The sequence below is a fragment of the Bradyrhizobium sp. LeoA1Lang genome, from assembly GCF_055413685.1.
The window spans coordinates 19,814-30,705 of sequence record NZ_JBVAPG010000101.1; the positions used below are offsets into that span (position 1 = coordinate 19,814).

The 10,892-nt window shown below is 63.4% G+C and carries 11 protein-coding genes; 5 read left to right on the plus strand and 6 right to left on the minus strand.

The window, feature by feature from the left end; genetic code table 11:
• Positions 1–40: 40 nt before the first annotated feature.
• From ACZYOF_RS28395 to ACZYOF_RS28410, 4 genes are all read right to left on the minus strand, one after another.
• Positions 41–754 carry a class I SAM-dependent methyltransferase gene (locus ACZYOF_RS28395; protein ID WP_463717853.1) on the minus strand — a complete coding sequence of 238 codons (714 nt, stop codon included), beginning with the start codon at positions 752–754 and terminating at the stop codon, positions 41–43.
• 24 nt (positions 755–778) lie between these two features.
• On the minus strand, positions 779–1,468 hold the full coding sequence (locus tag ACZYOF_RS28400) for a glutathione S-transferase family protein (RefSeq protein WP_463717854.1): 690 nt from the start codon (positions 1,466–1,468) through the stop codon (positions 779–781).
• A gap of 488 nt (positions 1,469–1,956) precedes the next feature.
• Positions 1,957–2,865, minus strand: coding sequence for an alpha/beta fold hydrolase (locus ACZYOF_RS28405; RefSeq protein WP_394565815.1), 909 nt, complete (start codon positions 2,863–2,865; stop codon positions 1,957–1,959).
• A 137-nt stretch (positions 2,866–3,002) separates the two neighbouring features.
• The gene (locus ACZYOF_RS28410) at positions 3,003–4,622 is read right to left on the minus strand and encodes a GMC family oxidoreductase (protein WP_463717855.1); all 1,620 of its coding nucleotides are present in this window, start codon (positions 4,620–4,622) and stop codon (positions 3,003–3,005) included.
• 266 nt (positions 4,623–4,888) lie between these two features.
• Between ACZYOF_RS28410 and ACZYOF_RS28415 the strand changes: the two genes are divergently transcribed.
• On the plus strand, positions 4,889–6,061 hold the full coding sequence (locus ACZYOF_RS28415; protein WP_463717856.1) for a M20 aminoacylase family protein: 1,173 nt from the start codon (positions 4,889–4,891) through the stop codon (positions 6,059–6,061).
• 252 nt (positions 6,062–6,313) lie between these two features.
• Here the strand turns inward: ACZYOF_RS28415 and ACZYOF_RS28420 are convergent, their stop codons facing one another.
• Complete coding sequence (locus tag ACZYOF_RS28420; RefSeq protein WP_463717860.1) at positions 6,314–7,258, minus strand: cupin domain-containing protein; 945 nt, start codon at positions 7,256–7,258, stop codon at positions 6,314–6,316.
• On the opposite strand from ACZYOF_RS28420, the gene ACZYOF_RS28425 reads away from it, so the two are divergent.
• From ACZYOF_RS28425 to ACZYOF_RS28440, 4 genes are all read left to right on the plus strand, one after another.
• The gene (locus tag ACZYOF_RS28425; RefSeq protein WP_463717862.1) at positions 7,202–7,327 is read left to right on the plus strand and encodes a hypothetical protein; all 126 of its coding nucleotides are present in this window, start codon (positions 7,202–7,204) and stop codon (positions 7,325–7,327) included. The genes ACZYOF_RS28420 and ACZYOF_RS28425 overlap by 57 nt on opposite strands.
• A 164-nt stretch (positions 7,328–7,491) precedes the next feature.
• Positions 7,492–8,262 carry an alpha/beta fold hydrolase gene (locus ACZYOF_RS28430; protein ID WP_463717861.1) on the plus strand — a complete coding sequence of 257 codons (771 nt, stop codon included), beginning with the start codon at positions 7,492–7,494 and terminating at the stop codon, positions 8,260–8,262.
• 139 nt (positions 8,263–8,401) lie between these two features.
• Positions 8,402–9,277 (plus strand): alpha/beta fold hydrolase, encoded by an 876-nt coding sequence (locus ACZYOF_RS28435; protein ID WP_463717857.1) that lies wholly within the window; start codon positions 8,402–8,404, stop codon positions 9,275–9,277.
• Between the two features lie 62 nt (positions 9,278–9,339).
• On the plus strand, positions 9,340–9,834 hold the full coding sequence (locus ACZYOF_RS28440; protein WP_130582058.1) for a DUF302 domain-containing protein: 495 nt from the start codon (positions 9,340–9,342) through the stop codon (positions 9,832–9,834).
• A 158-nt stretch (positions 9,835–9,992) separates the two neighbouring features.
• Here the strand turns inward: ACZYOF_RS28440 and ACZYOF_RS28445 are convergent, their stop codons facing one another.
• The gene (locus ACZYOF_RS28445; protein WP_463717858.1) at positions 9,993–10,694 is read right to left on the minus strand and encodes an alpha/beta fold hydrolase; all 702 of its coding nucleotides are present in this window, start codon (positions 10,692–10,694) and stop codon (positions 9,993–9,995) included.
• Between the last annotated feature and the right edge of the window lie 198 nt (positions 10,695–10,892).

Genomic DNA, 10,892 nt, shown 5'->3' on the forward strand with positions numbered 1-10,892 from the left:
GGCGATGACGATTTCGTGAGGTGCTGCAAATCTCCGGCCGTCAGGCCGCTGCGACCCAGCCTCGGAACGTGAATCCGGCGTAGAACAGGGCGACGTCGGAAAAGCCCGCTTCCGCGAGGAGTGCTTCGTCCTCTTCGGCGGACAGAACGGGCAGCCGCTGCGCCATGGAAGCGGCAGAGGCCGCCACCTGCGCGGGATCGGCTCCCGTGCCGTTCGCGAACATGATGGACCGCGTCAGCCAGCGTTCGAGCGCGCCGTCCCGCGGCCGGCTGTGATGCGCCACGACGAGCGCTGCGCCCGGCTTGAGCCGTTGCCGCATCTCGCGCAGCGTGCGCAGGCGCTCCGGCTTCGAAAGGAAATGCAGCGTCAACAGGCAGGTCGCGCCATCGTAGGGGCCGGCAGGTGCGTCTTCGATGAAACCTTGCACCAGCCGGACCCTCGAGGCGAGCGGCCCCAGGACGTCGCGCGCGAGATCGAGCATCTCTGCCGAGGGATCTATCCCCGTGAAGCCCCAGCGCGGCCTTGCCTCGGCGAACGCCTTCAGCTCCAGACCGCCGCCGGCACCGAGGACGAGGATATCAGCCGCTTCCGGCGCGCGTTCGGCGAGCAGCAGCGCCGCCATGCGCTGAAGATCGGCGAAGCCCGGCACCTTGCGCGGCGTATCCTCGGCGTAGCGGGCGACTGCTGCGGGATCGCTGAAGTGGCGCAAGATCTCGGAAACCGGCGCGACAGCGGTGGACGCGTCATTCTTCATGCGCGCTCTCCAGGGTGACGCGTTTCATGGCTCGATCGAAATCCCGGTCTGCGTCATCAGATGACGCGCGAGCGCGTGCTGATGGGGAGGAAAGTCGTGGGCCGGCACGCTCGGCCGCGACGAGAAGCGCGCGTACCAATCGGAGAGCCGGGAGCAATCGGACGGGATCGGCACGTCGTAGAAGCCGTCGGCGAAACGAAGCGTCGCCATCGCCACGCAATCGGCGATGGTCACTGCATCGCCGGCCAGGAATCCGGCATCGCCGATCATCTGCTCGGCGAGCCGCAGTTTCTGGAAATAGCTGGGAGCGCAGATCTCGGCGATGTCGCGGCTTTCGCGATCGATGCCGCGGCTCAGATGGCTGCCGTGCCGGGCCCACAGGGCGAAGGACGAAAGCGCGTCGTCGAAGACGGTGACGAGCTCCCGCGTGCGCGCCCGGTCCGCCGGCGTCCTGCCGCGCATGTCTGGGCCGGGACGGGTGTCCTCGAGATATTCGAGGATCGCCAGCGACTGCCCGACCACCGTCCCGTCGTCGTCTACGACGATCGGCAACGAACCGGCGGGCGTGAGACCTTTGAGGAAGGCCGGCGGCCAATTCGTCTTGTCGATCGGCGGATCCAAACGGATCAGTTCGATATCCGTGAGGCCCTTTTCGGCGACGTAGATGGTCAACCGCTGCGGATAGGGGCCGAAGGGGAAGTTGTAGAGTTTCATGAGTCCGATCGTCGGTGGCGGCGCAGCGCGCCCGGCTGCGCGACCATATAACGCCTCTTCGCATATTTCGCAACTTCAATTGTTGCGTGATGGCGTTCGGCGTTCGTCTAGATGGCTGCCATCCTGGCGCCCCGTTCCTCCCCGACGGTGACCGAAACCAAGTCGTGTCGCCGCGCGTTCGTCCCGCGCGCAAGAGGAGAAGCCCGTCATGTCAAGACCAGCAATCGCGTTTGTGTTGGCTCTGGCCGCGACCGCGGCCAACGCGCAAGATACTAAGTCTGGACAATCGCACACGCCGGCCGTTGCCGGCGCGAATGGAACACGGCCGTTCCTATTTGATGGACGAATGCGAGGTGATGGCGTCCGCCAGGGAGCGCTCGCCGACGATCATCACCCCAACGCTGGCGCCATCGTCGTGCCACCGAAAGCAAGCCAGCCTGGGCACGAACGATGAGTCCGCGCACCCGCGGTGCTGCAGTGAGCCGGCGTCATCGTTCCGATCGCGCGAATTCCCGCAGCGCCTGCAACAGCATTGGCGGCGCTTCCTGCGCCACGCAATGACCGATGCCCTCGAAATTCCACGCGCTGACATCGGGAATGAGCGAGACGGCCCGTGATGCCATCTCCTTGTAGATCGGCCAGGACTTTTCGGCCGTGGCCACGCGCACGGGGCAATCGATTTCACTGAGCCAGCCGAAAGGATTGCCGCGCACATCTCCGGCGTAGACCTGCTCCATGGCCTCGAAGATCGGGCGCAGGATCGCCGACTCGATTTGGGGCGTGCAACGGAGCCGTACCCTTCCGTTCTCCAGGGGCGCGAAGCCATGTCGGATATAAGCCCAGAGCGAAGTCTCAGACCAATCTGCAAATGCCGGCGCGGCGCTATAACGTGTGAACACCGCGTCAAAACTGTCGAACTCGGCCTGCCGGCGCAGGACGCCTTGAACGGTGGAGGTTGCCCATTCGCTCAATCCTGTCACCCCATCGCGCGCGGCGCGCGGATCCATGACGGTCGGCTCCATCACGAACAGGCGTGCGAAGCGTCCCGGCAGCTGTTTTGCAGCGAGCAGCAAGTCGGTGGCGCCTGCGCTGTGGCCGATCCCGTAGATGTCGTGCAGATCAAGCTCTTCGATGACCGCGCACACGTCCTGCGCATAGTCCTGAAAGTGATAGCAGTTCGCCGCGGGCTTGTGGCTGTCGCCGTGGCCGCGGCGATCGAGCGCATACACCGTGTAGTCGGATGCAAGATCGCGCGCGACGTCATCCCAGACGTTGGCCACGAAACCAGTGCCGTGAAGCAGGAGCGCAGGCGGCCGGTGCGAGCCTTCCTCGCCCCATTGCACCAGCGCAATGCGCGCATCTGCAGACCCGATCGAGAGGTGACGCTCACTGACCATGCATTCTACCGACGCGAATCTTCCAATGTCATCGCCGCAGCAACGTAGCCCGCATGGAGCGTAGCGCAATCCGGGGTTGCCGCCACGTGCGAATTGCTCCCGGATTACGCTGCGCTTCATCCGGGCTACGGGCTTTGTTACTTGGCGTCCTCCAAAATCATCGCAGCAGCCTTCTCCGCGATCATCGCGGTCGGTGTGTTGGTATTGCCCGACGTGATCGTCGGCATCACGGACGCATCGGCGACGCGGAGGCCGGCGATGCCGTAGAAGCGCAGGCGTTCGTCGACCACGGCCATCGGGTCGTTGGCCGTGCCCATCTTGGCGGTGCCGACGGGGTGGAAGATCGTGGTGCCGATATCGCCGGCGGCCTTGGCGAGCGATGCATCGTCATCGCCGACGGAAGGGCCGGGCAGATATTCTTCTGGCCGGTATTGCGCGAGCGTTTTCTGCTTCATCAGGCGCCGCGTTGTGCGGATCGCATCGGCGGCGACCTGGCGGTCCTCGTCGGTCGAGAGATAATTCGGCGCGATCGACGGTTTCTCGTCCGGCTGCCTGGAGCGGATGCGCACGGTGCCGCGCGAGGTCGGTTGCAGATTGCAGGCGCTCACCGTGATCGCGGGGAAGCGGTGCAGGGGATCGCCGAACTTGTCGAGCGACAGCGGCTGCACGTGGAACTGGATGTTGGCGCGCTCGCGGCGCGGATCCGAGCGCGTGAAGATGCCGAGTTGCGACGGCGCCATGGTCAGGGGACCGCGGCGGCGCAGCGCGTAGTCGAGGCCCATCAGGCCGCGGCGGACCAGCGAGTAATAGGTTTCGTTCAGCGTGCGCACGCCAGTGACCTTGTAGATCGCGCGCTGTTGCAGATGGTCCTGCAGGTTGCGCCCGACGCCCTGCCTGTCGAGCACGACGTCAATGCCGAGCGGAGCGAGCCGGTCGGCGGGCCCGATGCCGGAGCGCTGCAGCACCTGCACCGATCCGATCGCGCCGGCAGTCAGGATCACTTCGCCCTTGGTGCGGGCCTCGATGGTCTCATTGCCGCGGATGAAGCGCACGCCGACGGCGCGGCCCTGCTCGACGATCAGCCGATCGACCAGCACGTTCTTTTCCAATCGCAGGTTCGGCCGGTGCAGTGCGGGCTTCAGGAAGCCGCGCGCGGAAGACCAGCGGCGGCCGCGCTTCTGGTTGACGTGGAAATAGCTCACGCCTTCATTGTCGCCGGTGTTGAAATCGGGAATGCGCTTGATGCCCATCTCCTCGGCGGCATCGCCGACGGCGTCCAGCACTTTCCAGGACAGCCGCGGCGCCTCGATGCGCCAGCCGCCGCCCGTGCCATGGTCCTCGCTCGGCCCGAGGAAATGATCCTCGAGCCCACGGAACACCGGCCGCACATCGTCATAGCCCCAGCCGGTGAGGCCGAGCTGGCGCCAGTGATCGTAATCGGCGGCCTGTCCGCGCATCGAGATCATGGCGTTGATCGCTGAGCAGCCGCCGATCACCTTGCCGCGGGGATAGGCCAGCGCGCGGCCGTTGAGGCCGGGCTCCGCCTCGGTCTTGAACATCCAGTCGGAACGCGGATTGCCGATCGCGAAGAGATAGCCGACCGGGATGTGAAACCAGATCCAGTTATCGTCGCCGCCGGCTTCCAGCACCAGCACGCGCTTGCTCGGATCGGCCGAGAGCCGGTTGGCCATGATGCAGCCAGCCGTGCCGGCGCCCACGACGATATAGTCGAAATCACCCTCGAGCTTTCCAGGCATTCTCTTGCTTTCCACCCGTCCGCGTCAGCGTTGCCCGAAAATGTTCCAGGCGTCCGTGCGATTTTCTGCTGTCCTAGAGCATGATCCGGAAAAGTGGAAACCGGTTTTCCGAGAAGATCATGCTCAAACAAATAGTCAGAGGTGGGTGGGCGGGACAAGTCCGCCATGACGGCTGGGCATGGGCAGCCAGCCGCGCCTGTTGGGTGGACCGCAGCTTGCATGGTAGAAAGATCACGGACGTTTGAATCACAGATCTGAGAAGTGCCATGCCCATCGTCAACCGCGTCGCCGACCTGCAGCCCGCCATCCAGGCCTGGCGGCGGGATATCCATGAACATCCCGAGCTGATGTACGACACCCACCGCACTGCAGCATTCGTTGCCGAGCGGCTGCGCGAGTTCGGCTGCGACGAGGTCGCCACGGGGCTCGGCCGCACCGGCGTGGTCGGCGTCATCAAGGGCAAGAAACCCGCTGGCAATGGCGAGATCAGGGTGATCGGGCTGCGCGCCGACATGGATGCGCTGCCGATCGAGGAGGAGACCAATCTGCCCTACGCCTCCAAGACATCAGGCAAGATGCACGCCTGCGGCCATGACGGGCACACCGCGATGCTGCTGGGCGCCGCCCGCTACCTTGCCGAGACTCGCAATTTTGCCGGCAATGCAGTTGTGATCTTCCAGCCGGCCGAGGAGGGCGGCGCGGGCGCTGCCGCGATGATCAAGGACGGGCTGATGGAGCGGTTCGGCATCGAGCAGGTCTATGGCATGCATAACGGCCCTGGGATCCCCGTCGGCTCGTTTGCCATCCGGACCGGCCCGATCATGGCGGCAACTGACGCGATCGACATCAGGATCGAAGGCCACGGCGGCCACGCCGCGCGGCCGCACAAATGCATCGACAGCGTGCTGGTCGGCTCGCAATTGATCACGGCGCTGCAGTCGATCGTCTCGCGCACCGTCGATCCCTTGGATTCGGCCGTCATTTCGATCTGCGAATTCCACGCCGGCAATGCGCGGAACGTGATCCCGCAGACCGCGGAGCTGCGCGGCACGGTGCGCACACTGACGCCGGAGGTGCGGGCGCTGGTCGAGAAACGCATCCATGAGGTGGCCGCTGGCGTCGCGCAGATGACCGGCGCCAGGATCGACCTCACTTACGAGCGCGGCTACCCCGTCACCGTCAACCATCGCTCGCAGACCGAGTTCGCGACCAGGATCGCCAAGGAAATCGCCGGCGAGAATAACGTCCACGAAATGCCGCCGATGATGGGCGCGGAAGATTTCGCCTACATGCTGGAAGCGCGCCCCGGCGCCTTCATCTTCTGCGGCAACGGCGACAGCGCCGGCCTGCATCACCCCGCCTACAATTTCAACGACGAGGCGATCGTCTACGGCACGTCCTACTGGATCAAGCTGGTGGAGAACACGCTGGCGGCGTGACTGCAGCCGTGGGCAAAGTTGGTCCCCTATAAGTTGGTCCCCTAATCGGGGCAAAGTTGGTCCCCTACCTGAAACACGTGAAGCCCCGCCAGCAATGGCGGGGCTTTTCATTCGGATGTCGCAGGTCGAGGACCAGCATCGATCGATCGGACCTATGTCCGCTTTACCTCGACGAGCCGGCTTCCAGGATGGACGACGGGATCTTCAGTTACGGGGCCAGAAGCGGACCTGCCGTAGATGGCCGCTACAAACCTAATCGGCGACCGCTGCTTCCTGAAAGTCCCCTTGCCTTTCGCCGCTGTCAGAGCGACGGGATATTCGGTACCGGCCAGGCGATACGCCGTGATGTCGATGGAATAACTTCGAAAACGCCGCCGCTGTCTCGTAGCCGACCCGGCTGGCAATCCGCGCAATGGGCTCATCGCTGGTTTCCAGCAGGAACGCTGCTTCCGCCATCCGGCGTTCGATCACATAACGGTGCATGGACTGGCCGACGAGCTTGGTAAAGCGCGCCGAAAATGCCGAGCGTCCGAGCCCCACGCGGCGGCCAAGGTCGCTCAGCGTCCAGGGCCGCTCCGGGTTTTCGTGAATCAGCTTGAGTGCCGGCCCGATATGCGGGTCGGATATGGCCCCGAGCCAGCCGCCTTGTCCGGGGCTGAGAGACGCGATCCAGCTTCGGAGCACCTCGACAAAGAGCACCTCCGTCAGTCGTGAAAGCGCGACGCGTTGGCCAGGACGTTCGAGCGCGGACTCGCTGACCATCCGGCGCAGGATTGCTTCAAGCCAACCCCGGTCCGCCGCCGGCTTCAGCAAGAGCACGGGCGGAAGCAACTCCAGCACGCTGCCAAACAGCGGCCGTGACGCCGTGAAATGGCCGCAGATCAAGCTCGAGAGCGGCTTTGCACCGCTGCCGTGACGAATGACGCCAAGACGTGGCGACGATCGATCGATACCCATGATCCGCAAAGGCTTGGCCCGGCGATCCGAATAAAACACATGGGGCTCTCCGCGCGTGATGACGACAAGATCGCCCTCGGTCATCTGGATTTCGTGTCCCTGTCCGAGCGCGAGGGTCGCTGAGCCCTGGCTGAGATAATGAAACAGAGCGTAGGGGCGCGCCGGCAACTCAAGATGCCAGGGATGGCCGAGCTCGAAGTGAAAGAGCAGCGTCCCGCCGAGACGAACGCGATCGAGCACTTGGGCGAGTATATCCATGTCGCCGACATTAGATCGGTGGACGATCGGACACAACATCCGGACGATTGATCTCTATCGTCCGAAAGGTCGGCAAACTAGGTCATGTCACGGCGGGCCGACGTCACGTACGGCGACCATTTCGCCAACGGCAGATGGAAGAACCGCGACCTAGCTGGAAACGCCTGTCCATTCCACCGGACTGTGTTCGTCCGACATGCCAACAGGAACAATCAATGCGAAACATCCTCCTCTCAGCCGCCACCGTACTCCTCGCCGGAACGACATTGGTCGGCTCGGTCCATTCCGCCGAACTGCCCAAGGGAGCAGCCCGCAACATCGTGCTCGTGCACGGCGCTTTCGTGGACCAGACGAGCTGGCAGCCCGTTGCTGATATTCTCTCGAAGAAAGGCTACAACGTCACGCTCGTCGAAAATCCGCTCACCTCCCTTGTTGCTGACGTCGATGCCACCAAACAGGCGCTCGCGAAGCAGGACGGCAAAACCGTTCTCGTCGGCCACTCCTGGGGTGGCGTGGTCATCACGGAAGCCGGCAACGATCCCAAGGTGTCGGCGCTGGTCTACGTCTCCGCTTTCGCGCCCGACGTGGGACAATCTCTGGCGACCCTCGCCAACAGTGGTCCGCCAACCGAAGGCGCCGCAGCGATTCATCCTGACGCCAAAGGCAACCTCTACATCGATCCCAAAGTGTTTCCGTCAGCCGTTGCGGCTGACCTTCCTCCCGAAATCGCTGCGCACCTGGCCAACTCGCAGCTTCCATTGAACCATGTTGCGTTCGAAGCCCCCGTCGACGTGACCGCCTGGCGCGACAAGCCAACGTTCTACGTGATCAGCACCAAGGACAAGGTCATCGCACCCGAGGCCCAAAAGCTTTTCGCAGCCAGGATGAAGGCGCAGACGACGGAAGTCGCCGGCAGTCATGCTTCGCTCGTCGTTCATGCCAAGGACGTCGCGGCGGTGATCGAAAAGGCCACACTCGCGAAGTGACGGTACCGCTCCCGGCGCGTTGGTGCCGGGAGCGCTCACGCCTAGAGAATGCAGACACATCGGACCGCGGAAGGTCGCGGTCGCTGTGCCGCACTGGTCCCCCCACTCGATTACTCATGCCAAGCATCCGGAGGATGAGATGACTCAACTCGACATCGCAAGCCAGGACACCGCTACGCTCGAAACGGTCCCGACCCGTTACGTCGAAGGCCACGGCATCCGCTTCGCCTATCGCCGCCTCGGTCCGGCGACCGGAACGCCGCTGGTGCTCCTGCAGCACTTCTCGGGCAACATCGACGCATGGGACCCCGCGGTCGTCAATGCTCTCGCCATCGATCGTCCGGTCATCGCGTTCGACAATGCCGGGGTCGGTCGCTCCACTGGCCAAACGCCGGACAATATCCCAGCGATGGCCAGGGATGCAGTCGCTTTCATCAACCTGCTTGGCCTTTCCGAGGTCGACCTGCTGGGCTTTTCTCTCGGCGGCTGCGTCGCCCAACAGATCGCCGCCGAGCACGACCGGCTGGTCCGCAAGCTCATTCTCGTCGGCACCGCGCCGAAAGGCGGAGAGGAACACCTGTTAGCGGTTCTGCAGCAGGCGTTTTCCCAAACCCATGCGCCGGACCCCCGCCTGCCGCTGTTCTTCACGAAGTCGTCCGCCAGTCAGTCGTCTGGTTTGGCCTTCCTGAAGCGGACGAAGGTGCGCAAGGACGACCGGGACACCGATAACGGCAGCGCGGTAACCGATCCGCAGGCCAAGGCGCTGATTACCTGGTGCGCCACGCCTGATCCCGAGCACGCCCTTCTGCGCGCCATCCGCCAGCCCTCTCTTGTGGTCAGCGGCAGCCACGACACCATGCTGCCCGCGAGCAATGCCTACGCAATGTTCAAGGAGCTAAGCAACGCTCAGCTGGTCCTCTATCCCGATTCAGGGCACGGCGCGCTATTTCAGCACCACGAGATGTTCGTCAGCCACGTCCGGACCTTCCTGGATGCAAGGCCCGCGACGGCGTGACTCCCGACGCGTTCCGACGCGATCGGACGCACTTCATCCTTGAGAGTTGTTACGGAGGACCAATGACAATCGCTAAATTCGAGGTGGAGCGTTTCAGCCTCACGAGCTCAAAACCATTCGACACTGTTGTGGCCGCGCTCAAGTCGGCGGTCGGGCAACCCGACACGGTCGAATTCTTCAACGAGACGAGGGCGACAAATTCCTTCCCGGATTTGCAACGCGTTGTACAACGCGGTCTCGGCCGAACGGACCTTATGCTCTTCGCGGAGTTCGACCTGGGCGACATTCTGCGTCGCGAAACCGGCTCTGAGACGCCCAAGATCGTTCGGCTTGTGATCGGCAATCCACTCATCATGAAAGAAATGGTCAGGCACGTGCCCGATGCTGGATCGTACGCTCCGGTCACACTGCTCATTGATGAGCGTCCCGATGGCGTGCACGTCTCTTATGACAAAATGGAGAGTTATCTGCGGCCCTACGGCAGCTCGGAAGCTCTTGCCATCGCTAAAGATCTCGATGCGAAAATCACGACCTTGCTGTGCGAATGCGCGAGCTAAAACGCCCCCAGAGAGCTGACACGTAGCGGACATGACGGGCCAGCCGCTTGGGGCCATTTTGCGTCATTGATCCACTCGGTCGTGAAAAAGTCTCACAATGAGCTTGGCGTCGTCGGCTCCCTGCAATCTGTCTCGCTCCCATTTTCGGGATGTGCGCTCTAAGCGGCGGCGATGAGCGCAGCCGCAAGTTCCTGTGGCTGGTCCAGCATCACATTGTGGCCGCAGTCGAAACTGACAAACTGCCAGCCTGGATCATCCTTGAAGCGTGCGGCGAATTCCTGGAACAGTGACGGCCCCCAGCCGACGGCAGGCATGTAGACGCGCTTCGGCACTTCCCAGCCACCGACTTCGAGCTTCTGCTCGAGTGTCGCCAGCGACTGCTTGACGCTCATTGCATCGACCCAGTCGGCGTCCTGGGCGTTGACAGCTAAAGCGGCGGCCGGAATGGGCGAGACCTTGTAACCTTCGCCGTTTTGCGCGGCGTCGTCACGCATTTGTTGCGATAACTGGGCCGGCAGATAGTCCATGAGAGACTTGCCGTTCTCGGGCACAAAGGCGTCAAGGTAGACCAGGGAACGGATCTTCGCCGCGATCTGTTGGGCGACGCCGGTGATGACCATGCCGCCATACGAGTGGCCACACAACACAACGTCCGACAATCCTTCGCAGCGGATCACACCGGCGACGTCCTGGACGTGCGTGTCGAGATCAATCGCGCGGTTCATCAGGTGAGCACGCTCGCCCAGGCCGGTCAAGGTTGGCGTGTAGACCTCGTGTCCGGCCTGACGCAACAGCCGCGCCACGCGCTTGTAGCACCAGCCGCCATACCAAGCGCCGTGAACGAGAACAAACGTAGTCATATAGCGATGCTCCAGCTAATCCGAGCACTCGTCTTGGGGCTCGCAAGTTACGGCAATACTTCAGATCAAGTGTAAGCGGTAAGAGCTCCCACGTTCGCAGTGATCAGCGGGCGCGTGCGTAGCGGATCGGCATCCAGTATTGGCGCAGCGCCTCGACGGCCGCTGGGATATCGAGGTGGGCATTGCGAAGAAAGTCCT

Bases quoted from the DNA above. Each gene is read 5' to 3' on its own strand.
- ACZYOF_RS28395 (WP_463717853.1), bottom strand. From the start codon at position 754: ATGAAGAATGACGCGTCCACCGCTGTCGCGCCGGTTTCCGAGATCTTG.
- ACZYOF_RS28400 (WP_463717854.1), bottom strand. From the start codon at position 1,468: ATGAAACTCTACAACTTCCCCTTCGGCCCCTATCCGCAGCGGTTGACC.
- ACZYOF_RS28405 (WP_394565815.1), bottom strand. From the start codon at position 2,865: ATGGTCAGTGAGCGTCACCTCTCGATCGGGTCTGCAGATGCGCGCATT.
- ACZYOF_RS28410 (WP_463717855.1), bottom strand. From the start codon at position 4,622: ATGCCTGGAAAGCTCGAGGGTGATTTCGACTATATCGTCGTGGGCGCC.
- ACZYOF_RS28415 (WP_463717856.1), top strand. From the start codon at position 4,889: ATGCCCATCGTCAACCGCGTCGCCGACCTGCAGCCCGCCATCCAGGCC.
- ACZYOF_RS28425 (WP_463717862.1), top strand. From the start codon at position 7,202: ATGGCCGAGCTCGAAGTGAAAGAGCAGCGTCCCGCCGAGACGAACGCG.
- ACZYOF_RS28430 (WP_463717861.1), top strand. From the start codon at position 7,492: ATGCGAAACATCCTCCTCTCAGCCGCCACCGTACTCCTCGCCGGAACG.
- ACZYOF_RS28435 (WP_463717857.1), top strand. From the start codon at position 8,402: ATGACTCAACTCGACATCGCAAGCCAGGACACCGCTACGCTCGAAACG.
- ACZYOF_RS28440 (WP_130582058.1), top strand. From the start codon at position 9,340: ATGACAATCGCTAAATTCGAGGTGGAGCGTTTCAGCCTCACGAGCTCA.
- ACZYOF_RS28445 (WP_463717858.1), bottom strand. From the start codon at position 10,694: ATGACTACGTTTGTTCTCGTTCACGGCGCTTGGTATGGCGGCTGGTGC.